Annotated in this window: 28 protein-coding genes and 2 pseudogenes; 16 read left to right on the plus strand and 14 right to left on the minus strand. The window is 45.5% G+C overall.

Annotated elements, in window-relative coordinates; all coding sequences use genetic code 11:
- Window positions 1-250 (minus strand): IS110 family transposase (locus LZ23_RS01625; protein ID WP_045211037.1); only part of this gene is annotated, 250 nt, incomplete at its 3' end.
- A 103-nt stretch (window positions 251-353) separates the two neighbouring features.
- On the opposite strand from LZ23_RS01625, the pseudogene LZ23_RS24920 reads away from it, so the two are divergent.
- From LZ23_RS24920 to LZ23_RS01680, 13 genes and pseudogenes are all read left to right on the plus strand, one after another.
- Window positions 354-538 (plus strand): annotated as a pseudogene (locus LZ23_RS24920) (hypothetical protein); the annotation flags it as partial.
- Window positions 539-644: 106 nt separating this feature from the next.
- Entirely contained in the window at window positions 645-956 is a 312-nt protein-coding gene (locus tag LZ23_RS01630; RefSeq protein WP_045211039.1) for a type II toxin-antitoxin system RelE/ParE family toxin, read from the plus strand.
- A gap of 2 nt (window positions 957-958) precedes the next feature.
- Window positions 959-1246 carry a NadS family protein gene (nadS, locus tag LZ23_RS01635; RefSeq protein ID WP_008871832.1) on the plus strand — a complete coding sequence of 96 codons (288 nt, stop codon included), beginning with the start codon at window positions 959-961 and terminating at the stop codon, window positions 1244-1246.
- Between the two features lie 4 nt (window positions 1247-1250).
- Complete coding sequence (gmd, locus tag LZ23_RS01640) at window positions 1251-2330, plus strand: GDP-mannose 4,6-dehydratase (RefSeq protein ID WP_045211042.1); 1080 nt, start codon at window positions 1251-1253, stop codon at window positions 2328-2330.
- A gap of 68 nt (window positions 2331-2398) precedes the next feature.
- Entirely contained in the window at window positions 2399-2608 is a 210-nt protein-coding gene (locus tag LZ23_RS01645; RefSeq protein WP_045211044.1) for a type II toxin-antitoxin system HicB family antitoxin, read from the plus strand.
- Entirely contained in the window at window positions 2609-2833 is a 225-nt protein-coding gene (locus tag LZ23_RS01650) for a type II toxin-antitoxin system HicA family toxin (RefSeq protein ID WP_045211045.1), read from the plus strand.
- 151 nt (window positions 2834-2984) lie between these two features.
- Complete coding sequence (locus tag LZ23_RS01655) at window positions 2985-3653, plus strand: NAD-dependent epimerase/dehydratase family protein (RefSeq protein WP_332308252.1); 669 nt, start codon at window positions 2985-2987, stop codon at window positions 3651-3653.
- Window positions 3650-4549, plus strand: a complete 900-nt coding sequence (locus LZ23_RS01660) for a hypothetical protein (RefSeq protein WP_052507027.1) — start codon at window positions 3650-3652, stop codon at window positions 4547-4549. The genes LZ23_RS01655 and LZ23_RS01660 overlap by 4 nt, the downstream gene beginning before the upstream one ends.
- Window positions 4550-4561: 12 nt before the next feature.
- Window positions 4562-4750 (plus strand): DUF6447 family protein, encoded by a 189-nt coding sequence (locus LZ23_RS01665; protein ID WP_045211046.1) that lies wholly within the window; start codon window positions 4562-4564, stop codon window positions 4748-4750.
- A gap of 53 nt (window positions 4751-4803) precedes the next feature.
- Window positions 4804-4962 carry a hypothetical protein gene (locus LZ23_RS23855; protein WP_157493076.1) on the plus strand — a complete coding sequence of 53 codons (159 nt, stop codon included), beginning with the start codon at window positions 4804-4806 and terminating at the stop codon, window positions 4960-4962.
- Window positions 4963-4980: 18 nt separating this feature from the next.
- A complete protein-coding gene (locus LZ23_RS01670; RefSeq protein ID WP_045211048.1) occupies window positions 4981-5952 on the plus strand; it encodes a class I SAM-dependent methyltransferase in 972 nt (323 codons plus the stop codon).
- 302 nt (window positions 5953-6254) lie between these two features.
- Entirely contained in the window at window positions 6255-6443 is a 189-nt protein-coding gene (locus tag LZ23_RS25450; protein ID WP_084590852.1) for an IS4 family transposase, read from the plus strand.
- Window positions 6444-6457: 14 nt separating this feature from the next.
- Complete coding sequence (locus LZ23_RS01680; protein WP_045211051.1) at window positions 6458-7825, plus strand: PD-(D/E)XK nuclease family protein; 1368 nt, start codon at window positions 6458-6460, stop codon at window positions 7823-7825.
- 235 nt (window positions 7826-8060) lie between these two features.
- Here the strand turns inward: LZ23_RS01680 and LZ23_RS01685 are convergent.
- From LZ23_RS01685 to LZ23_RS01715, 6 genes and pseudogenes are all read right to left on the minus strand, one after another.
- A pseudogene (locus tag LZ23_RS01685) lies at window positions 8061-8873 on the minus strand (IS1634 family transposase); the annotation flags it as partial.
- Window positions 8874-8912: 39 nt separating this feature from the next.
- Window positions 8913-10435, minus strand: a protein-coding gene (locus tag LZ23_RS01690; RefSeq protein ID WP_435050733.1) for an IS3 family transposase whose coding sequence is annotated in 2 segments (ribosomal slippage) — window positions 8913-10003 and window positions 10003-10435 — 1524 coding nt in all. Because the reading frame shifts where the segments join, the coding sequence is not laid out codon by codon here.
- A 489-nt stretch (window positions 10436-10924) separates the two neighbouring features.
- On the minus strand, window positions 10925-12100 hold the full coding sequence (locus LZ23_RS24925; protein ID WP_269745151.1) for a cobalamin-independent methionine synthase II family protein: 1176 nt from the start codon (window positions 12098-12100) through the stop codon (window positions 10925-10927).
- 1 nt (window position 12101) lies between these two features.
- Window positions 12102-12872, minus strand: a complete 771-nt coding sequence (locus tag LZ23_RS01705) for a sulfurtransferase TusA family protein (protein ID WP_045211059.1) — start codon at window positions 12870-12872, stop codon at window positions 12102-12104.
- Between the two features lie 93 nt (window positions 12873-12965).
- Entirely contained in the window at window positions 12966-13331 is a 366-nt protein-coding gene (locus LZ23_RS01710; RefSeq protein ID WP_045211060.1) for a DsrE family protein, read from the minus strand.
- A gap of 3 nt (window positions 13332-13334) precedes the next feature.
- Window positions 13335-13592, minus strand: a complete 258-nt coding sequence (locus tag LZ23_RS01715; RefSeq protein ID WP_045211062.1) for a sulfurtransferase TusA family protein — start codon at window positions 13590-13592, stop codon at window positions 13335-13337.
- Between the two features lie 428 nt (window positions 13593-14020).
- On the opposite strand from LZ23_RS01715, the gene LZ23_RS01720 reads away from it, so the two are divergent.
- On the plus strand, window positions 14021-14272 hold the full coding sequence (locus LZ23_RS01720; protein WP_045211064.1) for an AbrB/MazE/SpoVT family DNA-binding domain-containing protein: 252 nt from the start codon (window positions 14021-14023) through the stop codon (window positions 14270-14272).
- Window positions 14266-14679, plus strand: coding sequence for a type II toxin-antitoxin system PemK/MazF family toxin (locus LZ23_RS01725; protein ID WP_232300357.1), 414 nt, complete (start codon window positions 14266-14268; stop codon window positions 14677-14679). The genes LZ23_RS01720 and LZ23_RS01725 overlap by 7 nt, the downstream gene beginning before the upstream one ends.
- A gap of 70 nt (window positions 14680-14749) precedes the next feature.
- Here LZ23_RS01725 and LZ23_RS01730 read toward each other — a convergent pair whose 3' ends face one another.
- Entirely contained in the window at window positions 14750-15457 is a 708-nt protein-coding gene (locus tag LZ23_RS01730) for a TIGR04283 family arsenosugar biosynthesis glycosyltransferase (protein ID WP_052507030.1), read from the minus strand.
- Window positions 15458-15473: 16 nt separating this feature from the next.
- A complete protein-coding gene (locus tag LZ23_RS01735) occupies window positions 15474-16100 on the minus strand; it encodes a TIGR04282 family arsenosugar biosynthesis glycosyltransferase (RefSeq protein WP_045211065.1) in 627 nt (208 codons plus the stop codon).
- 214 nt (window positions 16101-16314) lie between these two features.
- On the opposite strand from LZ23_RS01735, the gene LZ23_RS23210 reads away from it, so the two are divergent.
- Window positions 16315-18147, plus strand: a complete 1833-nt coding sequence (locus LZ23_RS23210) for a VTT domain-containing protein (RefSeq protein WP_084590856.1) — start codon at window positions 16315-16317, stop codon at window positions 18145-18147.
- A gap of 588 nt (window positions 18148-18735) precedes the next feature.
- On the opposite strand, the gene LZ23_RS01750 is transcribed toward LZ23_RS23210, so the two are convergent.
- From LZ23_RS01750 to LZ23_RS01775, 5 genes are all read right to left on the minus strand, one after another.
- Window positions 18736-19731 (minus strand): radical SAM family protein, encoded by a 996-nt coding sequence (locus tag LZ23_RS01750; RefSeq protein ID WP_045211067.1) that lies wholly within the window; start codon window positions 19729-19731, stop codon window positions 18736-18738.
- Between the two features lie 378 nt (window positions 19732-20109).
- Complete coding sequence (locus tag LZ23_RS01755; RefSeq protein WP_045211068.1) at window positions 20110-20568, minus strand: rhodanese-like domain-containing protein; 459 nt, start codon at window positions 20566-20568, stop codon at window positions 20110-20112.
- A 213-nt stretch (window positions 20569-20781) separates the two neighbouring features.
- A complete protein-coding gene (locus tag LZ23_RS01760; protein ID WP_045211070.1) occupies window positions 20782-21348 on the minus strand; it encodes a nucleotidyl transferase family protein in 567 nt (188 codons plus the stop codon).
- A gap of 382 nt (window positions 21349-21730) precedes the next feature.
- Window positions 21731-22501 carry a TIM barrel protein gene (locus LZ23_RS01770; RefSeq protein ID WP_045211073.1) on the minus strand — a complete coding sequence of 257 codons (771 nt, stop codon included), beginning with the start codon at window positions 22499-22501 and terminating at the stop codon, window positions 21731-21733.
- 171 nt (window positions 22502-22672) lie between these two features.
- Complete coding sequence (locus tag LZ23_RS01775) at window positions 22673-23140, minus strand: HAD family hydrolase (RefSeq protein WP_045211074.1); 468 nt, start codon at window positions 23138-23140, stop codon at window positions 22673-22675.
- Window positions 23141-23951: the final 811 nt, after the last annotated feature.

Below are 23951 nucleotides of genomic sequence, written 5' to 3' on the forward strand. Positions count from 1 at the left end.
TTTTCATTGCAACAGGATTAGCCAGGAAAACTGGATATCCCTCATCCATGAGAAGATCAACTAACCAGTACCAGTTGTAGGTGGACTCCACTGCAATGCCAGCTAAATCTGGTTTGAATGGTTCAAGCATTTTTAAAATTTTCTGTTGGTTACATGGTATTTTCTTGGAAAAAATTTGCTTGCTGTCATTATCAATAATACTCCAGTAATTATTTGTTGAATGTAAATCACAACCAGCATACAATTTCATAAGGCACCTCCCATATTAGAGTTGTTGATTGCCTCTTTGTATAGCCGGTTTTTGTTTGCCAAGCTATACTTGGGAGGTGCCTTTTAAATGGTTATCAGGGTAAACTGATTCCGGGGTTATCGGTGGCAAAGACTTTGTCCAGGAGGCCCCAGTAAAATGGAAAGAAATTTTACGGGGTAAATATTTGACCAGGTCAAGCATCTGCTGGGGTCTAAGGATACAAGAAAATTTACTCCTGTAGGCGGGGTTGAGGGTTTGTATTCTATGAAGCGATTGGGTGCGGACTGAGATAGACAGATATAGCCACCCTGGTATGATTAAGCATTGAAAAACATCGGTTAAGGTACAACAATCTGACTTGACCTCTCCGCCAAAGGCGGATAAAGTCCATTCTATGGTATTTATTGAAACCCCTACCTTCACTCGAATGATCACTGAAATTATGCACGATGAAGAATACTTGGGGCTACAAAACCTATTAACGGAAAATCCAGAAAGTGGGAACCTCATCAAGGGAGGGGGCGGTCTTAGAAAAATCCGCTATGCACTGCAAGGACGGGGGAAAAGCGGAGGCATTAGGGTGATTTACTATTGGATGAATGATAGAGATCATATTTATTTTCTTGTCGCATATCCAAAAAGCAGAAAAGACACTTTGTCCTCAAAGGAATTGGCTGTCTTACGTAAACTTGTGAAGGAGCTTTGATTATGGAGCAACAATTATTCGATGATCTGGTAAGCAGTCTTAAAGAAGCTAAAAAAATTTCCCATGGCGAATCTCAGCCTTCACGCCGTTTTGAAGTAAGCTCAACTGATGTCAAATCCCTGCGAGAGAGAGTCGGGCTGTCACAAAGTGAATTTGCCCGGTTGATGCGAGTCAGCGTAAAAACCCTGCAAAACTGGGAACAACATAGACGTAAGCCGTCCGGACCAGCTGCTGCATTGCTTACAATAGTATCCAAAGCCCCGGATGTAGCCCTAAAATCTTTAGAATAAAACCATAAAAAAAGCACTAATCACCGGCATAACAGGTCAAGACGGAGCCTATCTAGCAGAACTGCTCCTGCACAAGAACTACATAGTCCACGGTATAAAAAGAAGAAGCTCCAGCTTCAATACGGACCGGGTAGACCACCTCTACCAGGACCCGCACACTAAAAACAGAAACTTTATCCTGCACTACGGTGATCTGACAGATGCCACCAACCTGATCCGGATTATCCAGGAAGTGCAGCCTGATGAGATATACAACTTGGCAGCCCAGAGCCATGTGCAGGTATCTTTTGAGACTGCCGAATACACGGCCAATGCTGACGCCCTGGGAACGCTCAGGATTCTGGAAGCTATTAGGCTTCTGGGCCTAACCGATAAGGCCAGATTTTATCAGGCCTCTACCTCTGAGCTGTTCGGCAAGGTAGTCGAAACACCGCAGACTGAGAAAACGCCGTTCTATCCCAGATCACCTTACGCAGCAGCCAAGCTGTACGGCTACTGGATAACGGTTAATTACCGGGAAGCCTACGGAATGTATGCCTGTAACGGCATATTGTTCAACCATGAGTCACCAATTAGAGGCGAGACCTTTGTAACCCGCAAGATTACCAGAGCTGCAGCCAGAATAGCTTTGGGACTGCAGGACGCACTTTATCTGGGTAACTTAGACGCCAAGAGGGACTGGGGCTATGCCAGGGACTTTGTACGCATGCAGTGGCTTATGCTTCAGCAGGATGAGCCGCAGGACTTTGTAATAGCCACTGGTGAGCAGCATAGTGTACGAGAGTTTTGTGAGCTGGCTTTTGCTGAGCTTGGTATGCATTTAACCTGGCAGGGCAAAGGCGTAGATGAGGTGGGTCTGCTTGAAGGCAAACCGGCAGTTAAGGTAGATCCCAGATATTTCAGACCTACAGAAGTGGAAACCCTGCTTGGCGATCCAACCAAGGCCAGAGAAACACTTGGCTGGGTTCCGGAAATAAGCTTTACTGATATGGTAAAAGAGATGGTCCGCCACGATCTGGATCAGGCTAAGCGTGATAAGCTTTGTAATGACCATGGGTATGAGGTTTGTAATTTTCATGAGTAGGTCAAACCTTTACTCAGCCTTGAAAGTCCCATAGAATAGCCTTATCTGAATGTATGGAGGCTAAAAAAATGAAATATTATACCGCTGTAATAGAAAAATGCCCTGAAACCAGCTTGTATGTCGGCTATGTACCTGGATTTCCAGGGGCTCATTCACAAGGAGAAACCTTAGATGAGCTCAATCAAAATCTAAAGGAAGTAATAGAAATGCTTCTTGAAGACGGAGAACCGCACCTGGAAGCAGAATTCATAGGAACCCAGAATGTGATGGTTGCTTAAATGGGTTCCCTGCCTGTCCTTAAACCAAAGGAAGTAGTCTCGATTCTGAAAAAACTTGGCTTTTCAGAGATTCGCCAGAAGGGTTCCCACAAACAATTTCGTCATCCTGATGGCCGGGGAACGACCGTCCCATTTCATCCAGGAAAAGATATTTCTCCAATTTTACTGCGCCAGATTGCAGAGGACATATCTATTCCGGTTGATGAATTTCTGCGGCATAAGTAAACTTTCTTAACTCTGTGTTCTCTGTGCCTCTGTGGTTAATAAAAAAAAAAAAAGAAAAGATTTTTCACCACAGAGACACAGGGGGCACTGAGAAGAATAAAGAATACATCTATGAAAACACAAGACACAATACTAATCACTGGAGACCAATATTCTGGGCTCAGAAGCTGTTCTTAAGGCTGCCCTTCGTTATGGCTGCCGCACTCTTTTGTGCAGTACATCCGAGGTATATGGCAAGGGAATCAAGTTTCCATTTCGTGAAGATGATGATGTTCTTCTGGGAACTACAGACAAGACACGCTGGGCTTACGCTGCAAGCAAAATGGTGGATGAGTACCTGGGTTATGCCTATGCCCGGGAATTCGGTCTGGAAGTTGTTTTATTCAGGCTGTTCAATACAGTTGGCCCACGCCAGACCGGTGAGTATGGTATGGTTATACCACGTTTTGCCAGACAAGCCATTCAAAACGAACCGATTACTGTTTACGGTGACGGAACCCAGACCAGAAGCTTTTGTGATGTTCGCGATGTAATCAGGGCAATAGAATCACTGGCCCAGCGTCCTGAAGCTGTAGGCAAACTTTTTAATGTTGGTCGCTCACAGGAGATCAGCATGCTGGATCTGGCAAAGCGCATCAGACAGCTGGCGGGATCAAGTTCGGAAATAGCGCTTATTCCCTATGAACAGGCTTTTGCAAAAGGATTTGAGGACATGCAGCGCCGCATACCAAGTACTGACAAGATAAGGGAAATTCTTGGCTGGGAGCCGATTATCCCTCTTGATGATACATTGCGGGCGGTAATTGAATCTGAAACATGAGCAGAAACTACTGCATAAGTATAATTAACCCCCAGGGTTTTGGGCATGCCAGGGCTTTCCAGGAAATGGCCCTTACGCTTTATCATGCTTTCAAGGGGTTGGGGTGTTCAGTAAAGATTGATGAAAATTCAATTCTGGATGGAGGCACAACCATTATTCTCGGGGCTTTTTTGTTAAGTCCTGCACAATCCCGGTCACTGCCCAAATCCTGTATAGTGTATAATCTTGAGCCTCTGGACAGAGACTCTCACACTCTTGGCCAGCATACTTATGAGATGATGGGCCGGTTAACCACTTGGGACTATAGTCTGCGTAATATTGCCAGGCTTGAAAAGTTATTTCCGGGTGGGGATTTCAGGCATGCTCCTGTTGGCTACATGCCCCAGCTGACTTGTATCCCCAAGAGTTCTGATCTGGATATTGATGTCCTGTTTTACGGATCAGTCAATCCGCGCCGGGCCAGTATTCTCAATGCTCTTAAGCAGGCAGGCCTGAAGGTTGCCTCAGTTTTTGGCGTATACGGCCAGGACAGAGACAACCTTATCTCCAGGTCCAAAGTTGTGCTGAACATGCATTTTTACAGTGCAAGCATTCTTGAGATGGTTCGGGTATCTTATCTGCTGGCCAATAAAAAAGCTGTAGTGGCAGAGTGCAACCCTCAAACAGAGATTGAACCTGATATCAGACAGGCAGTAGCAGCGGTTCCCTATGAGCAATTGGTTCAGACATGCCAGATGCTGGTCAAAGATAATACCCGCAGGTCAGAACTGGAGCAAAATGGGTTTGAGATAATGTCGGCCAGGGATGAGCAAGAGATATTGCGGGGGTTGGTGGAGGATATTCAGAATGACCAAGAGAAACGTCAAGGTCTAAGCTTTAAATTAGGTAAAAATTAATGAGAACAAAACATGCCTACAATTACTATTGACGGAAAAGAGTACGATTCAGAAACACTTTCAGAAGAAGCCAAGCAGCAGCTGGATTCAATCCAGTTTGTGGATAAGAAAATCGAGGAATTGAAGAACGAAATAGCTGTTTATCAGACTGCCCGTAATGGTTATGCACGGGCTTTATCTGAGATGCTGGATAAACAATAACCCACTGCCTTAAAGGCCTGTGGGCTTTTTTGATATAAAAGGAGACCCCACCAATGACCACCGCATGGCAACACGGCTACTATTCAGACACTTCCTACACCTACGGTTTCTACAAAGAATTTGCACCCAACTGGCTGGACTGGGTAGCTTTACTCAAAGGCTCAGAGCCTCCCAACACCAGCAATAGAATGCTGGAGCTTGGCTGCGGATAAGGGTTAGGCCTATGCGTAATGGCTGCAGCTAACCCGACTATTCGCTTTGTGGGAGTGGACTTTAACCCGGAACAGATAGCACATGCCCGCAGTCTGGTTAGAAGAACAGGCCTGACCAATATTGAGTTTCACGAAGCTGACTTTGTGTCGCTGGCTGGAAAAGACCAACCTTTTGAACCGTGTGATTATGTAGTGGCCCATGGAATACTAACCTGGGTAAACCAGGAAGTACGCTCAGCCATATACAGAATAATCGACAAAACACTGACCCCAGGCGGAATGGCTTATTTCAGTTATAATGCCCTGCCCGGCTGGCTGGCAACACATCCAGTGCAGCACTTGATGACCCAGTTTGCGGATAGAACTGGGGTGAACAAGCAATCTTTTGAGTCTGCCCTTACAGCTTTGGAAAACCTCAAAGATGCTGGTGCTGCGGTATTTAAGTCTCAACCTGGTATCCAGTCCAGACTGGAGCAGCTGCAGAAGCAAGCAGCCAATAACGAAAATTACATATACCACGAGTATTTCCATTCATCTTGGACCTTATTTTATTTCAGCCAGATCGCACAGGAAGCTTCTGAAGGCAAACTCCGGTTTCTTGGTAGTGCTACTTTGCCAGAGAATTATGACGGTATGCTGCCAGAACCAATGCGTAAAGCTATAGACTCTGCACCAGATATGGCTATGCGGGAACTGTTCAAGGACATGGCTATCAATCAGAGTTTCAGACGGGACGTATTCGTACGGGGCCAGACACCAATATGGAATGGTGAGCAGTTAAGTCTATTCGCCCAGAGAATGGTCACCCTGCTGCAAGTACCTGATAAGATATCTCTGAAGTTCCAGACTGGTTTCGGTGAAGTGTCTGGTAAGGAAGAAGTATACAAGCCCATCATAGGTTCATCACGGACAGGCCGAACAGGTCATCGCCTTCAGGAATCAAGTGCTTTACGAGGCATATCTGAAAAATCCAATCAGGTTCAAAAATAAGATGCCGCAACATCCACCTCTGCCTAAAGAGGTCTGGATCAACAAGCCGGATAATACAAAAAATAGTGCTTAAATAAATTAAATATGTGTCTCATTTTCATTGACACATTCCGCTGCAACGTCGAGGATCTCGCTTACGAGACGGCCGAACGGTTGCGCAGGGCCATAGCTATCAACATGGTCATCGCTTGGCGGATCATGCTCATGACTCTGCTGGGTCGAGAGCAGCCCGCTTTGCCTGCCGAGATACTCTTCTCGGACATTGAGTTGCGCGTTCTTTCAGCTTTTGCGAAAAAAAAAAGCTGAAACAGCCATATGAACTTGGAGAGGCAGTACGCTTGGTTGCAAGACTCGGCGGGTATCTTGGACGAAAAAATGATTTACCCCCTGGCCATCAGGTCATCTGGGAAGGTTATCAAGTTCTGCAGCATATGTGCTTCGGAGTAGCATTATTTGATTATGGAGAACTTCAGCGGAATAGTTATGGGTAAAGGGCAGGGCTATTATGTACATCATCTTAGAACTGTTCGACCCCACATTTCCTTGTATTCTCAATGACGAGCAAGGCATCCCCATTATTTTCCCCACCCTGCAAGAAGCCCAGAAAGCAGCCCTGGACCTGCATGACTCCAGGATAGTGGAGGTGTTAGCTATGTTAAACCTGCAAAGCTTCCACACGGGCTTACAGACAGCTCAGATATTGGAAACAGAGGCAACCCTGGGAGATCGCAAGCTCTACATCGGAGCCAGTGATATCACCCAGTGCCCCCGTAAAGTATTCAACGCCAAAACCAACCCTCAACCTCACACCCTGCAGACGCTGATAAGATTTAAGAGAGGCCATATAGCTGAGGATATTATTTCTGAGGCCTTACACGCATTTCCACATGAGAGGCAGATGACTCTTGAATATGCCCTGTCTTATTGCCCCTTATGCCATTGGTATGGCCAAAATCCCAGCCACTGCCCCAAATGCAATAATCAGTTGAGTTCCCTGCCCCTCACAGCTCACTTAGACTTTGTATTCCCAGATCATACAATTCTGGAAGTAAAGACTACCAGTCTACCAGGCACACAGAAAAGTTGGGAAATGCAGCTCCAAGCCCAGATGTATTTGTACAAGGAACTGCAGGGAACAACCCCGAAGGGCTATATTTTATCAATGGATATAGCTGAAGGAACCCTGAACCTCTCTGAACCCTACACGTTGAACGAATCAACTGCGGATGAGATAATTGGTAAGGCTATCAATCTATGGGAATCTCTGAGATTTGCAGATAAGGACCAGGAGACTAAGCCATCTCCTCTATGCTGCGTCTGTGAGCACTTATCTGACTGTCCGGCCTTTGAAGGCAGTACCCTACCTGAAGAAATTACCCCTCTGATCGCTGAGTATCATAGTGCTGCAGCAACAGAAAAAGAAGCAGCCAAAGATAAGTCCCGGTTAAGATCGCTATTCTGGGAATGCTTGAACCAGGTAAATATGAAGCCGGAGATTTCCGTATCTCACTTAGCCAGAGATCAAGAACCTCAACGGATAACAAGGTTATATCCCAACTACTCCAAGAGCTGGGCCAGGATATCACCAGGTATCAGTCCAAGTCCACATACCCAGTCCTGGACATCAAGCACGTCCCCACGAAGTAATCCCCCTACCCTGCAGTATAAGACTAACAAACACTTAACCCCAGTTTCCGCATGTTTGGACGAAATTCTCTGTTATTTCAGAATGTTACCTTATTTCTGGCTTATTTTTTCGGCACTACTTTTGTTACGTCATTGTTTTCCTCGGTTTTATTGGAATGCTGCTTATCCCAAGGGCAGAATAAACTTTTTGTTGTTCAATGGTCGGGTTAGTACAGTTTCTGACTGAGATAACACCTCCTTCTTCTTTAGGAAGATAAGTGGTCTGAATCCGATGAGTCTCAAGCCAGGAGCATATACTCACCCAGCGGTGAGAAAGGCCTGCTTGAGTCAATTGATATCGAATGTATTGTAAAAGATGATAAGCTAGCACTGTGATTAAGATATGACCTTCAATACGTTCAGGCTTTTGATGGTAGTTTGGGCGCAGACCAAGTTCGCTTTTTAAACACCGAAAAGCATCTTCAACGGTAGTAAGCATTACATAGAGAGACCATATTTTTCTTGTCACTCAGATCAGTGCGATTGGTTCTCAGGAAGTAACTTCCATTATAAGCCTTACAAAGCTTATCTGGATTAAAACTCCAGTTTATGTCTGTCGCAACATCTTCATTACGTGTCATATTGATCTCAAAGCCTGCAGAAACACGCGAGTTTTTTTGTCTAATTCTCCCTATGCGCTCGATAATTTTATCATACTTCTTGAACCTTCTTTTAACACCTAATCCTTGACGCAGGTACTCAAGTTCTTTTTCTACTCTTTCTTTAGAACTTTGGATCATTGCCTGTTCTTTTTTGGCCTTTTGATCACTTTTACAGTGCAGAAATAGCTCGTCATGCTGTTTAAAGCTTTTAATCTTTATGCCATCTTTAATTGTTACGAGTTCATGTTCTGACGGCACTTCTGCAGGTTTTGAGCGAGATACGACAATATACGCATAGCCTTTGTCATTTAGAGCTTGCAAGTTTTCCTGTGTGGAAATGCCTGCATCAATGACTACTGTGGGCTTTTGATTTATTAGTAGAAAAGGTTGCTGCTCTTTGGCCCTGTTGTGTATTTTCTTGACCATACCCATGAGCGTTTTGGCCTCAGTGACATTACCTGCGAAGACTTGGCTGGCTTTAGGAAAGCCATGTTCATCCAGGATAAGGCCCAAAGTAACTAAAGGACGATCACTGCGTTTTTGTTTTGAATGTCCACGTTTGGCCTTTTCATAAGTCCCGGCATCACCTTCACAGTACGTGTTGGTCAAATCATAGAGAATAATAGACTCACCAAGTCCAAACTTCGGTAGATGTCAAGAAAGATGTCTCTTCTAAGCCGCAATTTTTTCTGTTTTCGAGGTTCTTTTTTTGTTCAAGGTGACTTCTGAAGGTGCAGACCATTTTCTGATATGACCTGACCACCGTTCCGGGTTTTTCTTTTTTGCTCTTTGATAGACAAGCTGGCGTCTGGTCAAGATTTCTTTGTCTCTGCCAGTGTGGCGCTCATTGGGAGTCACATAAGCTAAGCTGCTATGACGGTGCTCATGGTTGTACCACTTTACAAAACCTTCGCCCCATGTTCTGGCATCCTTTAAGTCCTTAAAGGGCTCCTGTGGATACCAGGGGCGATATTTCAGTGTCTTGTATAAAGCTTCAGAATGGGCATTATCATTGCTAACGCTTGGCCTGGAGAAGGACGGCATCACACCCAGCTGCTGCAGGGTGGCCAGCATGGTTACTCCCTTCATGGGAGACCCGTTGTCAGAGTGCAGAACCAGTTGATCCTTGACTATGTTTTCCAGGTAGCACCCTTCGCTGATCAAGGCGCCAGCCAGAGTGGAATCTTCCCGGGTGTGTACCTGCCAGGTGATGATCTTTCTGCTGTAGAGATCAATTATCATGTACAGATAAAAGAACACGCCTTTAACCGGGCTTGGTAGATACGTAATGTCCCAGGTCCAGACCTGATTGGGAGCCGCAGCCGTTAGTTCTTCAGGCCTATTGTTCTTTTTAGGCTTTGAAGGCTGCCTATGGGTGTTTTGACATTCCTCTCGAAGAATACGGTACATGGTTGCCTCGGATGCCAAGTATATTTCCTGGTCAGCCAAATCCGCAACTATTTGATGCGGACTCAGGTTCCTGTATTCGGGCCCGTTGATGGTGTTCAGAATGATTTGACGTTCCACTTCACTCAACTTGTTGTTTGGTGTCCTGTTTGACTCTTTGCGCAGGTCTTTAAGTTTCCCAGGGTCACGCCACCGTTGGACAGTTCTGGGACTTAAACCGATAATGTCACAAGCTTTTTTTAACCTGGCTCCTGAACTGCAGGCTTCATCTATAAGTGCCAGGATGCGCTTTTTTTCCTGGGTCGGGATCAGTCGTCCCTTTTGTCTCCCCAGATAGCATCCACTTTTTTTTTGAGCACCAGAAGGGCTGTGGTTTCAGCCAGGGCCTTATCCTTGCGGTTCAGCTCTTTCTGGAGATCTTTGACTTCTTTTTTAAGCTGACGGACATTATTGTCCTTTTTCCTGGACTGATCACTGGAGAATTCTTTTTTCCATTTCTGCAGGTGATGCGTATGTATTCCTTTTTGTCTGCACCATGCTCCCAGCTGCTCATCTGTAAGCTTGACAGACTCAAGCAGGGCATCCAGTTTTTCTTTCGAGGACCAGTCCTGTGGGCGTTTCTCTTGTTTGGTCATAATGTTGGTATCTCCAGTGCTTTTTGCTTTTTTAAGCCAGTATTGCATGGTGGAAGTTGGAACTCCCATGTCCTTGGCGATCTGGGCTTTAGAGTTAGTTCCTGAAAGTACCATTTTGACCACGTTTTCTTTAAATTGCAAAGGGTAAGTCATATAAAACAGCTCCTGCCCCTTGTTATATTGAACATGAGAGGATGAAAGGGATTTTTACTCCAAGAGGAGGCCCCCCGGGGGGCCTCCTCTTGGCCCTGCCTGAATTTCATCCTAGACGACATCTATCCTGACACATGGGGACAATATGGTGAACAATTACACCCAAATAATTGTTGTCAGGATTTTTGTAACCAGATTGTCAAGAAAGGACAGGAAGAGGGAAGGTTGATATGATTTTCAAGGGATTGTGAATAGGAAAACCCACGTAGCTGTTCACCACATTTGTTATAAGACTATTAAAAACCCTGGATTCCGGCTTTCACCGGAATGACGAAAAAGGGAATCTCCCTGGTTTATCCGTCACCCCGGTCCCGGATCGAGTCCGGGATGACTGATCCGGGGTCCAGGTCTTCTTATTCGATCTTGCTGAATAGTTACGCCAGTTTAAAAATTGGGAACAAGCACTTATACCGTGAAAAAAGTTTCTGCTCAGGAATATTCTTTTTTCAGCATTTCAGCAGCCTTGACAATTGACCTTATCTTCTCAGCAGCCACTTCCTCAATATTTACGCATCTGTTGGCAAAACAGCCAAATCCACAGTCTGTATTGAGAAATATCTGCTCAGGCTTGTAGTGTTCTAAGGCCAGCTTGGTTTTGGCTACTATTTCCTCAGGAGCTTCAGCCTCAGATGTCCTGGGATTGACCACCCCAAGGCCGATTTCTCTTGGGATGTCTGTTCCAGGAATATTTCCGGATAAAGCCTCGCCAACCACCCTGATCTCTCCTGCCCTGGGAGTAGCGTACTCCAGGACAAACTGCTGAACTTTCATGGCAGTCAGTGCGGGTAAAAGCGGTGTATAGTCGCCTGTAAGCAGGACTTCTTCTTTATTGCTCCAGTTACCCCGGCAAATGTGAATTCCTGTTCTGGGACCCTGGATGCCATCAATGATTCTGTTCATGAGCTGGGCAGCGTATTCAAGTTCAACACCCACATCACGGCGGGTGGCCAGAGTAGCTCACATGAATGTTCGTCTGCCGCACTCCTGGGACATGACAATTTCTGTGAGAACCGGTTCATCAAACTGGACAAATTCACACCCTGCCTGAGCCAGTTCCTGCAGCTCAGCTCTTAGAATATCAACAACGTCATCTCCCATTTCAAACTGATCTTTGTATATTTTTCCCGCATATCTGGTCACCCACATGGACCTGGAAAGAAGATAAGGTCCAGGCAGAGTGATTTTTACCGGCTTGTCTGTCAGCTTTTTTACAAAGAGATAATCATCAAGAGCCAGCGGTTCACGTCGTTTCAACCTGCCTGTACACGTGGGATTGCGGATGGCTGAAGCCGGAACATCCAGGGTGTCCAGCATTTCTTCAAATCCGGACTTATCTTCAATTTCGTCCAGCATCTCAGCAAGAGACATGAGCTTTGTCCCTTCAACCTTGTCAGTAATAAAGGAATAAAAATTATCTCTGCGGTGCTCGCCGTCCACAACAATGTCCAAGCCAGCTTCTTCCTGAATCCGGACTGTCCTTTCAACTTCCTCATCAGCAATCAGGTTGAATTCTTTCCTGTCAATTTTACCCACCCTGTTGTCCCTGAGTGCCTTGAGCATCTTTCTGGAACGGGGCCAGCTGCCCACCTGAGTAGTTGTAAACATTTTATACCACCATAAGTTTGATATTCATATCTGTTGCCTTAGCCAGGGTTGCTGCAATGGGAGAGCGTTTTACAGTCTGCTCCCAGACCTGCCTGACCTTTGCTTCATCATCCATGGTTGATGCGAAACACTTGACCTCGATAGAAGAAAATGAAGGATCACCCTCTTCAACCCCCAAATGAGCCAGAACATTATTCAGCCTGCCGCGAGTTGTTATTTCAATATCATCTATATCCAAGCCTTCCCGGGAGCATTCCGTGGCAAATCCCGAGGCAAGGGCTCCCCCCAGGGCTCCAAGAAAAGACTCAATGGAACAGGGGAATTCATCCTTTTCTTCAAAGCTGATGGGCTGTCCCACATTCCATGAAAAATTACGGCAGTAGACTGTGCTTTTTTGACTTCCAGTGGAACGAATCCTGAGCCGCCATTCATAATCCCTGGCTTTGTCCTTGTCGCTTTTCAGGGCTTCTTCATCTGATGCACCCTCATCCGAGGAGCTTTTGGCCTGGCCCCGGCGAATGAAATAGCGAGTAAATCCATCATCATCCTGATGGCCGAGATATTCATGACCGGCCAGCCTGCACCAGGGAGGAAGGTCATCCTTGACTGTAGCATCCCTGCTGCGCATCTCCATAACACCGCCCACAGGCACCTTGAGCATATTTTCCCGGATAAGCAGGCTCAGACCTGATCCACAGTCAAGATCACCTCCATCAAACATAAAGTCCGGCTTGATATTATCTAAACTACTATTTTGATTATCTTGGGTCATAAAAACCTCTTGGGCCATGGTATCCGGGCAATGCAGCGAATACCATGGCCAAAATTGTTAGTTCGACAGCAATAAGCTTACATGCAGTGATTCTTAGTAAGCAACACTGGGTGAGCCTGATGAAAGCCACTCCACCAGAGCAGCTCCTCCAGCAGGACTTGCCCCTTCCACAAGATCATCTTCTGTCAGGCCGCGTTTTTTCAGGCAGGGTGTGCAGACCCAGATCTTGCCGCCGGCATTGACAAACTTGGTTACAAGCTCTTTCAGCGGAGCAAAAGGCGCTCCTTCATCAATCTTTTCAGCTTCACCCTTGACAGCGCAGTATACGCCATCGCAGCTAAGAAAAATCATGGTCTCTTTTTCACTGCCCTGGGCAGCATTGGCTACAACAAAACCGAGAGTCGCCTTGTCTCCGTCGGTCCGGCAATGGGTAATGGTCACGCAAAACTTGTCAGCCATGTTCTACTCCTTTTTCTGTTGAGGTTTATATTCTAAAAGATAATATGGATGCGCCATGTCCAGAAGGGCATTTTGGGTCATCCGGCACCAGGCTGGAAATTCTGTGGGAGCTGCCGGGTCTTTGGAGATGAGCAGTACTTTGTACCCCGGAGGCATGGGTTTCAGATAGGTATAAAGATTTATTATCACTCTGCCGCAGGTTTCCTCACCTCCGTCAAACTCATCGTCAAACTCCCAGTGTTCTGGATATTTATCTGACATTTTGCTCCCTTATAAATTGTGGTAATCAGCCATATTTCAGGATTAGAGGCTGGCATTCAACTTTCACAAACACGATCAGACACAAAATCGCTGATTTATCCATAAGTTACATATGTTTCCTTATGACATAATCAAAAACACGGTCAAATTGATTATACAAATCTATTTCCAGAAAATGTATTTGATTTATCAATATGAAGGCTGGATAAGTTGATGCACTCTGGGCAGGTAGCGTTTTTTCTGACCTGGGCTTATAAACTGGCTCAAGAAGACATCTTGACCCTTTTGAGGATGAAGAATAATCTTTTTAAAAACTTAACGTAACTGTTACCATATTGTCAGCCTTTGTCCAATTTGGTTTTCTTTCTTGACGGGCCAGCCCAGCATGTTTAAACAAATGTAGAAACGTTTTTTCTCTGGAGGTTACCATGTCTGAAGCTGTCTTAGGAATCAAAAAATGGGGCAACAGTCTGGGAGTACGGCTCCCTTCCGCAGTGGTCAAGGCAGCTGGGCTGCGGCTGGATCAGCATGTATCCGTGCGGGTGGAAGATCAGCAGGTAATCATATCCCCGTTGCCGGAAAACGAGTTAAGCCTTGAACAGCGTCTGGCCCTGTTCGACCCTGAGCGTCACCGCGGGGAAGCCATGGCTGCGCAGGCAATCGGTGCGGAACGGTGGTAGAGGCCAAAGCTATGGAGCCTTCTGAGACAAGCGGCCAGGAAAAATCATGGGTGCCCCAGAGGCAGGACATCATCTGGATTGATTGCAATCCCCAGGTAGGGCAGGAAATGCGCGATGTGCACCCCTTCCTTGTACTTTCCCCCAGGGTCTTTAACGCCAGGACCTCATTGGTCATTGGCCTGCCCATGACTACGGCTGAATACAACTCCGACAATCCATTTGCCGTTGCCGTGGGCTTTTTAGGACGGCGCAAAGGTCGTAAAACAAGTTATGTCCTGTGCCATCAGCCAAAATCATTTGACTGGCGATTGCGCGGGGCGAAACCACATCCCCTGGGGAAATTGAAGAATCCGCTATTTCGTGATGTCTGCCTGCGCCTGAACCAGATCATCCAGTTGAACATGTAATGATGTGCCTTCAGCAGGTCATGAATAATTCAGCAGTAAACCATTCTCATCATTTTAAAAGAACTGGCCGCTACCTGTAAAATCTACCAACTCTCTCTGCTGAAACTCCCAGATGGTACAAAACCCTGATGAACCAGTTGCGCAGGGTGCACATGGCAATACCCTCTTTTTCCCACCTCCGGGGGGAAGTTACTGCTTTTTGGGGCAGGATGACAATACTTGCACCTTGCTTTTTTATTCTGGTCATAAGCTCCAGATCTTCCATGACAGGGATTTCCCTGAATCCTCCAACCTTATGAAAAAAATCTTTGCGGATGAAAATTGCCTGGTCTCCATAAGGCACTCTGGTCATACGTGAGCGGATGTTGGCCATGAACTCAATGATTTTCAGCGCCCACTTCTTAGATTCAATCCTTAGAGAAAATGCTCCGCCCATAATATTATTTTCAGCTGACAAGGCCTTGATAATCAAGTCAGGTGCGTTATCCGGCAGCAGTGTATCACAGTGAAGAAAAAGCAGAACCTGCCCCCTGGCCATTGATGCGCCGACATTCATCTGCCTTCCCCGGCCCTTGCCTGAGCTCACAGCAATGACTTCGCTCACTTTCATGGCAGATATAGTTTCCTGCTCAGGACTGCCGTCAATTATAATAATTTCACATCTATGGCCGGGAAAAATTCTCAGCATCTGCTGCGCAAAACAATTTATTGCCTCCTGCTCTCTATACACAGGAACTATTACAGATATTACCGGATGCATCTGGTCAGACAAGTTCATATTGTATGGCCACTCTTTACTGGCCGGGTAACGGGCAGACTAAATTAAGCTCCTCAAGATCATCTAAGGTATCAACATCTCTTAAGGCTGGCAGAACATAGCATTTCAGTCGGTTCTCTTTAATTATCTGCATGGTCATGGGATAAACCTGCGAGGTACTCCAGGGAATACCATTGAAAATTCTGCTCAGAAAACAACTCTTTTTCATGCCTAACAGGTAATAGCCACCATCCATTGCCGGTCCCATGACAATGTCATTATCATCAAGAGCCTTGCAGCCCCTTTCAATATATTTCACTGGTAAATGGGGAATATCACTGCCCGTCATTACTACCCTCACAAATCCCATCAAAAACAGCTGCTCAAAACAATCCTGCATAATAGCGCCAAGATTTGTCCCGTTCTGAAAAATAATTGGATTATCAGTGCCAAGCCACTTTCGGTAATCTTCCTCAGACCTGTCCGGATGGCAGCTGAAAATAACAGGAAAACTCATCTCCCTGCACCTGGCAATCATTGCCAGAACAAAATCATTATATAGCCTGGCCGCTCTAACCATGCCTATTTCGCGGCCAAGCCGGGTTTTGACATTTCCAGGTTCGGGATACTTGATCATCACTACAAGGCATATGTGGTTGCTCATTATAATTCTTCCTGCTTTCTTTTCACAAACAATTTTTTTTCAACTCCCCTACTTCAAAGTCATGATCAAATCTACTTCCAGATGATATTTAAGAGGTATCGAAAATACTGATTGAAATGGCGCAAAAGTATTCATGCTTTAAATTGGACATCTCTGGTCATAACTTATTAGGATCATGAGCTCTAATTTCGAAACATACAAATGAAAGAAAACTATGAACAAAATCATTAAAAAACTGATTATTCTTGCTGTGATTGCCATGGCTGTAGCCGCCTACTTCCTGCTGGATCTCAACACTTACCTCACCCTTGAAAACATCAAGGCCTCCCGGGAAGAGTTTGCCACCATTCTGGATCAAAGGCCCATAATGGTCTTGAGCGTATACCTTGCAGTGTACCTTACAGTGGTCAGTCTGAACCTTCCCGGAGCTTTACCTCTGGGGCTTCTTGCAGGAGCCATGTTCGGGGCTTTGGCTGGAACAGTTATTGTCTCCTTTGCCAGTACCATTGGTGCGACCATTGCCTGCTTTCTTGCCCGATATTTAATTAGGGACTGGGTCAGGAATCGCTTTACCGGATTTATCAGCAGCGTGGATAAAGGCATAAACAAAGAAGGTGCCTTTTATCTCTTTACCCTGCGCATGATTCCAGTCATACCTTTCTTTGTCATCAACATGGTCATGGGCGTAACATCCATGCCCCTGAAAACTTTTTTCTGGGTTTCCCAACTGGGGATGCTTCCTGGAACCTTTGTCTTTGTCAATGCTGGAAGCCAGTTGGGCAGGATTGAATCTGCCGGTGACATCTTTTCTCCAGGATTGATTATCTCATTTATCCTCATCGGGATATTTCCTCTGATAGCCAAAAAAATTATTAGTGCCCTCAGAAAACGTTATGGCTCTGCCGGTCAGACACAGGATCAGGAATTGCCCATGACTGATCCTGTGGTATCTTTCGCCCCGAGGGGCCAGGCAAGCTCTGAGCTGGCTGAATATGCTGCTGAAAATAAAGAAAAATGCACTGATTGCGGCATATGTGAAAGCCAGTGTCTTTTTCTTAAAAAATATGGAAGCCCTAGAAAGATAGCTGAAGAAGTCCTGGCTGGAAAGAATTTGACTGACCCCTTTGAATGCAGTCTATGCGACCATTGCAGTGCAATATGTCCGGAAAAAGTCGCTCCTGTTGATATGTTTCTGAGCATGCGCCGCCAGGCTGTGCAAGAACAGACAGTAAATCTTGCCAGGTATGCCCCTCTTTTAAAATATGAAAGCACCGGCCATACAAAATTATTTACCTGGTATCCCCCCCGGGAATGCAGATCAGTTTTCTTTCCTGGATGCACCCTGCCCGGAACCCGGCTGGAAACAACCTGGAAAATGTTTCAGGAGTTGAAAAAGATTAATCCAGACCTGAGCATGGTCCTTGACTGCTGCCACAAACCATCCCACGACCTGGGGCGTCAGGACTATTTTGAAGAACGTTTCCAAGTCATTACCAGTCGTCTGAAAAAGGCAGGTGTTCAGGAAATACTGGTCGCCTGTCCTAATTGCTACAAGGTGTTTGCAAGGTATGGATCAGAGTTTCAGGTCAAAACTGTTTACCAGGTCCTGGCAGAAAACAATGAATTTCCAAACATTTCCACACCTGCTCAACTGGCCCTTCATGATCCTTGTCCGCTGCGTTATGAAGAGGAAATCCAGAAATCGGTCAGAATGCTCCTTGAAAAAACTGGATTTGAGATGAAAAAGATGAAAAAATCCGGTCCAAAGACCATATGCTGTGGCGAAGGTGGAGCAGTGGGTTTTCATAACCCTGGATTCGCCAAAGCCTGGGGAAAAAAGCGCGCTCAACTTGCAGGTGATGACTTGATGGTCACATACTGCGCCGGCTGTGCAGGCTTTCTTGGCAGATGGGGCAAGGTCTGCCATGTTGGGGATGTGATATTCAGTCCGGACAGAGCCCTGGCTGGAAAAACCAGGGCATCAAAATCACCCCTGACTTATATTAACCGGCTGATCCTCAAAAGGCGGCTGAAAAAGAACAGATAGGGTATCTATTCAGCATGCTTGCAAGTAAGTTCATAGAACAAGTTCGGCAACAAGTTCAAAGCATTGTGGTTTTACCATACAGATTGCTTCGGTCGCTTAGGCTCCCTCGTGGGTGACAGGTTTTGAGCAACTACATCCTGACAGCTCATGTGTCATTGCGAGCGAGTCTTTTTACCTCGTTGAATACACGCAGTGTAGGCGCAGCCATTCAACTGGGGCGAGCGCGGCAATCTATAGCGCGCTAAGGCTATTTCAAGTTACTCACAGGTTCGGTCCCGGGGCCCCCGGGTGAGGAGCTTACAAGCAACTACAATCGTTTTGCTAATAAAATCAGACGTTTCCATTTTTCACATTTTTACGATTCTTGCTTATGATTCATGCACATTTGCCTGAAAAATTCCATCAAAGATAGGCACTTTGCGCCCGGCACAGCTTCCTGCCCGGAGGCTTACAGCCCGGAGGGGGACTGTCCCTCGCTGTGTAAATATTTTCATCAAAGCCAATTTATTCCATGAACCAACGCAGTATCAATCTTTTTTATAGTACATCGCGGGGACTGTCCCAATTTCCAAATATGGGAATGTTCTTCTATTCGGTAAAATATCGTGAAGGTCCTTTAAGAACACTTTTATCAACTTCCCTGTAGATATTCATGCACTCATGAACTCCTATACCTCTGCCTTTTTCTGTTTTCTCTTCAACATCTCTTGGGTTTGATCCTGTCTCGGCCCAGAACAAATTGGCACCGGCCAGCGCCCCAAGAGTACATGGTTCATGAGTGCAAAAGCCTTTCACAGACTTCCTGGTGCCCAGGATGGTCACAGCAACAAGCTGCGCCATGCGCAACTCGCTGATCATGCCGCGCCTGGCAATCTCAGTTCCAGGAATTTCTATGCGCCTGGCTGCTCCACTGAATGCAGGCTCTACAGAATCGGCAAAAAGTATGGCCTGGGCAATTTCCTCATTGCTATGTTCAGGCCCCACAGGCTCCACACATGTACCAACTTTCAGCCCAGCTTCTTTGAAATTGTGAATACTCTGCTTTCTTTTTTCCGGAGAAAGCAGAGTGTCAATGCCTTCGCGCATTCTCAATGCATGATAAACACCAGAATAGCCTGCATCTTTAATTTTCATGGCTCTTTCTAAGGACTGATCCGGAACATTGGCCACCATTATTGTTTCCGGCTGCAAACTTTTTCTTATTTCCTGAGATATTTCTATGAATTTTCCAAATGGGTACTGACCTGTGATCATCACATATACAGCATTTGCACAATCCTTCTCATGCTGTCTGGCGTAAAACACCGCTTCTTCAGCGCTGATCCTGTTCTCCTGCTGAAAAATATTGTTAACCTGGGCAAAAGAGCAGAACAGGCAGCCGCAGGAGCATGGAGCAAGGTCAAGAGCAAGCTGGCCATGCACTTCTGCTTTTTCAGACACAAGCTTTCTGGAAATCTCCCCGGCTTCAGCCATAATTTGTAAAGACTCTGAAGAGTAGGCAGGAAAAGAAAGAAGAAACACAAGCTCTTCAAGGGAAAGTGATTCGTTGTTTTTGGATTTGCTGATGAGATCGGTTATCTGCATCTGGGTTTTAACTCCTTGTTTGGCTGTATAAAATTACATGACCTCCCTGTGTGCATTTTTTCCTGAATAATAACAGAAAAAGCTGTCAGTGAGTCATTAAAAGGTGAATGCGGCTTGCAGCCGCCTGTGATTTATGATTTTCGTGCAAAAAGTCAGACAGAAACTTACTCAGCAAAAAACATCTTTATAAGCCTCTGCTTTTACTTACTCCTGACTCCTGACCTCTGACTCCTGTGGCTTAGCACAAAAAAGCCCTGTAACTGAAAGTTCTAACTATTATATTTAGAAATCATCAGCTACAGGACTTTCCAGCGCAGGATCGCAATAACATGTTACCCTGCCTTAAAGGTGTTCTTGATCAGGCCTTATGGAGGGAAGTTAACCTTGACCAGTAACAACATCCTCAGGAAAAGCATCGTTATAAGCCTCTTGACCACCTTCCAGTATCAACAGTCGTTCTTTACTGATTCCATTTTCCAGAAAATAATCAAACGGCCTTGTTGCCCCGCTTCCTCCTCTGGGACAGATAATGATAATATCTGCATCAGCATTTTTTGCAATATCGAGAAAGGGATCCAGCTTTGCAAAGTGAGCGTCTTCAGTCAGGGGTCTGGAAAAGGAAGGAAAAGCATCAGAAAGGTGGCCGCTTGCCCATTCGTCTTCAGTCTGGCTGCTGACCATAAGCAGACTGCCCGCAGCAATCTCACCAGCATTAAGCCTTGTATTGAGTTCTTCAGGCGTAATGTAGTTATATTCACTGGTGTCAGTTTTAGAACAGCCCGGAGAAACAAGAAACAGCAACAGAAAACACAATACAAACAAATTTTTGTTAAACATGAACCAAACCTCCATGGATGATGATTAAAACTACTATTTTACCCGCCATGGATTTTCAGTCAAATACATATTTTAAATGCGTTTTATGGTTTTCAATTGATTCTGTTGATACTATGCAGTGCCCTTGTGCTCGTCATAAAAAGGAGAATATGCACTCAGCTGCTTAGATGTGCTCATATTGATTTCCAGGCACAGTCATTTACCTTGTTGCCTTTACAGTCCTTTACCTGCCTGAATACTGCGCAGCCTGTCTGGAATTTTCCACATATTACAAACCCTTGCAGTGGCCTGGGGTACTAAGTGCTCCCACGGCTTCTGTTCAGCCATCAAGCCTCTGATGTCAGTAGAACTTAATCCTTTCTGCTCAGGTGGAACTTCCCACAGGACATGAGTGTCAAGACCTAATGACTTGAAGTGGCTGAGTTTTTTTCTTCCCCAGTCATCATAGATGGACAGAAAGAACACTGCATCCAAGGGCACATAATACCTGTAAAGGTCCGGGCGGGTTATGGGAAATGGAACAATGCTCAGTTGATCATAATTCACTCCTGCCTCAAGCAGCACTTCTCTCACCATGACCATTCGCTCATAATAAGTCATAGGGTTGGCTGCAGACTCAGAGCGTTTGGGGTCCACGTCAACATCACTGGTCAGCACTGGGTCAGGGTTGGTGATGCCCACAATAAGATGGTGGCATAACTCTTTGCCCGCCATGAGATATTTCAGGTGATCATTATGCAGAACCTGAAACCTGCCATGAATTACTCCAAACTGGTTCATCTTTATTTCCGTTGAACTTTTGTTGTAGATTAGTAACTGTTCTGTACAATCGAATAAGAAGACCTGGACCCCGGTTCCATCATCCCGGGACCGGGGTGACGGTTAAAGCAGATAGTTGCCTTTTTTCCGTCATTCCGGCGAAAGCCGGAATCCAGGGTGTTTTAATAGCCTTATACCATATGTGGTGAGCAGTTACGTTGATTATTTCTGCAGCGAAACAGTAACTACCCCCCAAATTACCCTCTGACCTCTGACTCCTGACTTCTGATCTCTTCCCTCTGACCTCTGACTCCTGACACCTGATCCCTGACTCCTGATCCCTGACTTCTGACTCCTGATCCCTGACTCCTGACTCCTGACTCCTGACTCCTGACTTCTGCCCTCAGGATTCCAAATAAGCCTCAATAATATCTCTGGTGTCCATGGCCTCATCTGGATCACCAAGCTCAATGGTCCACCACATGCAGTCGGTTTGCATCAGCCTGTCCAGTGTTTCAGTTAAGATATTGATATCAGTTATGGGATGATGCCCGTGCTCATCCTCTTTGCCGTATATGTGCACCTCAGACAGATGCGAGGCAAATAAATCAACCAGGTCCGGCATGCTTATCAGATTGCTCTGCACTGCAGCGCAACCCAGGGCATGGCCCAGATCCAGGGTCAGCCTGACCCCTGAAATCCTGGCCCATTCAAAGATTTTAAATGGATCTGCACCATGTCCCTTTCGCAGATTTTCCAGGCAGACCACCATTCCCAGCTTATCAGCGGTCTCAGCCAGGCGGGATAGATTTTCAATGATATGCTCTTCTTTTACCGGACACCCTTTTGTAAGTCCTGTATGCACTGTGATCTCAGGTTCTGCCATTCCCTTTACCGCCACAAGGGTCTGTTCATGTACCTTAAGAGCGCTGTCTGCCAGATCTTTATCAGCATGCCCCAGTTCACAGCCGAAGTACCGGGCATGTACCCGGACAGGAATGCCGCTTTCTACAAAAGGCACAATCCTTTCAGGGAGCATATCAAGGCAGCAGAGATCAGGTGAGTATTGAACTGCGTGGGAATTATCCAGAGCCCACTGTCTTTTGTGCCGGGCGTCTGGGTAATTGACTGCAAAAGCAAGAGTTATGGGCTGGTATGGAGTCTTTTTGAGCATTAAGTTTTAAGTTTTAAGTTTTAAGATTGGAACGGGAGGTGTGGTTCTTCAAGTATTTTGTGACATCTATTCATTAACAAGTTAAAAAAATCAGTACCTTCCGTGTATTCCGTGAGAGATTATCTCTTTTGAAAAGCAAACATATCTGTTTGAAATTTCCAGAATCAGCACTTAACCCCGGAGTGTAGCAGTGAGTCTCAGGGGGAATAGCAACAGATCAAGTCCGTGGTTGATGTGGGTACATATTATGTCTGCGCTGGTCAAAGAATTTACTGCAGCTCCTTCACCCTGAACCAGACCTATACCAAGTGCGGACCTTTCAAGCATCAGCCTGTCATTGCGGCCATTACCCATGCTTATTGTATGCTCAGCCCCCAGCCTGTCAATATAGTCAGCTTTGGCCTGGGCCTGATCACCTTTACCGATCAAGTGAAAGGAACAGTCAACCCCGGACAGCTTCTGTCTTGCATGACCAAAGGTATCTGCTGTCAACACATGAATGCTCAGGGATTCAGACAATGTTTTAAGCCTTGGAACCACCCCTTCAATTATCTCACCATCAAAAGCCAGAGTTCCGTTATAGTCCAGGGCCAGATGTTCAAGCTCAAGGGTTTTGTAACCCGGTATAACTATTTGCATTTTATATTCCTATGATTTTTAGATCCCTCTAATTTATCAGGGAATTGACTGACGGAAAGATAAAGGTGAAGTTAATACACAAGCAAGATGGTAATTTTTCATCCTGCTATCCCGACAGACAACATGTTAACCTAAAATTATCAACTATGTCAGAGCCAAATGTCCAATTGAAAAAAATAATAAGAGATAGCTAAAAACATTGATGATATCTATATATAAATATTAATGCACTCACGATCTCGGCTCCCGGTTCAAGCCCGGCAAATGCTTAGCTGGCATGACTGTACAAGATAAGAATCTGCTTTAAGCTTCATCCCGAAAGAAGCGTAAAGGCGATTTTTGATTGACACTTGCCAAGTAGTCCTGGATGTTCTAAATAATTACATATACATGAATAATCAAAGTGCCTTTGTGTTTCAAATTTTGTTTTATGGCCTGACTTGCGTTACCTTGTTCGTTGCCATAAATTATCTTAAATTGAAAAGAGGAGTAAGAAAACAAGTCGCAGATTATTGAAGCCCGATTTGATGGTAATGCTTTTTTCCCCTTGAAAGAAATAAACTTAATTCCAGATAGGAACTACACTCTAATCGTTCAGGAAATACCATCTGAAATAAGCACCGAATCAACTTGGGATATTCTTGAGGCACTCAAGGGTACAGTTGAAGCTCCAACAGACTGGTCAGCTGAACACGATCATTACATTTATGAGACACCGAAGAAATCCAGCACTGACATATCATGATCAAAAAGCGTATTTTCTTAGACACTTCTTGAGTTGACCAGGTCCGATCCAGGATTCCACCTATAC

Source organism: Desulfonatronovibrio magnus (genome assembly GCF_000934755.1).
GTDB lineage: Bacteria > Desulfobacterota > Desulfovibrionia > Desulfovibrionales > Desulfonatronovibrionaceae > Desulfonatronovibrio > Desulfonatronovibrio magnus.

Coding starts and splice junctions, on each gene's coding strand:
- LZ23_RS01705 (WP_045211059.1), bottom strand. CDS start 12,872: ATGACCCAAGATAATCAAAATAGTAGTTTAGATAATATCAAGCCGGAC.
- LZ23_RS01710 (WP_045211060.1), bottom strand. CDS start 13,331: ATGGCTGACAAGTTTTGCGTGACCATTACCCATTGCCGGACCGACGGA.
- LZ23_RS01650 (WP_045211045.1), top strand. CDS start 2,609: ATGGGTTCCCTGCCTGTCCTTAAACCAAAGGAAGTAGTCTCGATTCTG.
- nadS (WP_008871832.1), top strand. CDS start 959: ATGGAGCAACAATTATTCGATGATCTGGTAAGCAGTCTTAAAGAAGCT.
- LZ23_RS01735 (WP_045211065.1), bottom strand. CDS start 16,100: ATGAGCAACCACATATGCCTTGTAGTGATGATCAAGTATCCCGAACCT.
- LZ23_RS23855 (WP_157493076.1), top strand. CDS start 4,804: ATGACCACCGCATGGCAACACGGCTACTATTCAGACACTTCCTACACC.
- LZ23_RS01755 (WP_045211068.1), bottom strand. CDS start 20,568: ATGTTTAACAAAAATTTGTTTGTATTGTGTTTTCTGTTGCTGTTTCTT.
- LZ23_RS01670 (WP_045211048.1), top strand. CDS start 4,981: ATGGCTGCAGCTAACCCGACTATTCGCTTTGTGGGAGTGGACTTTAAC.
- LZ23_RS01770 (WP_045211073.1), bottom strand. CDS start 22,501: ATGCTCAAAAAGACTCCATACCAGCCCATAACTCTTGCTTTTGCAGTC.
- LZ23_RS01660 (WP_052507027.1), top strand. CDS start 3,650: ATGAGCAGAAACTACTGCATAAGTATAATTAACCCCCAGGGTTTTGGG.
- LZ23_RS01750 (WP_045211067.1), bottom strand. CDS start 19,731: ATGCAGATAACCGATCTCATCAGCAAATCCAAAAACAACGAATCACTT.
- LZ23_RS01775 (WP_045211074.1), bottom strand. CDS start 23,140: ATGCAAATAGTTATACCGGGTTACAAAACCCTTGAGCTTGAACATCTG.
- LZ23_RS01680 (WP_045211051.1), top strand. CDS start 6,458: ATGTACATCATCTTAGAACTGTTCGACCCCACATTTCCTTGTATTCTC.
- LZ23_RS01760 (WP_045211070.1), bottom strand. CDS start 21,348: ATGAACCAGTTTGGAGTAATTCATGGCAGGTTTCAGGTTCTGCATAAT.
- LZ23_RS01720 (WP_045211064.1), top strand. CDS start 14,021: ATGTCTGAAGCTGTCTTAGGAATCAAAAAATGGGGCAACAGTCTGGGA.
- LZ23_RS01730 (WP_052507030.1), bottom strand. CDS start 15,457: ATGAACTTGTCTGACCAGATGCATCCGGTAATATCTGTAATAGTTCCT.
- LZ23_RS01645 (WP_045211044.1), top strand. CDS start 2,399: ATGAAATATTATACCGCTGTAATAGAAAAATGCCCTGAAACCAGCTTG.
- LZ23_RS01665 (WP_045211046.1), top strand. CDS start 4,562: ATGCCTACAATTACTATTGACGGAAAAGAGTACGATTCAGAAACACTT.
- LZ23_RS23210 (WP_084590856.1), top strand. CDS start 16,315: ATGAACAAAATCATTAAAAAACTGATTATTCTTGCTGTGATTGCCATG.
- LZ23_RS01715 (WP_045211062.1), bottom strand. CDS start 13,592: ATGTCAGATAAATATCCAGAACACTGGGAGTTTGACGATGAGTTTGAC.
- LZ23_RS01630 (WP_045211039.1), top strand. CDS start 645: ATGGTATTTATTGAAACCCCTACCTTCACTCGAATGATCACTGAAATT.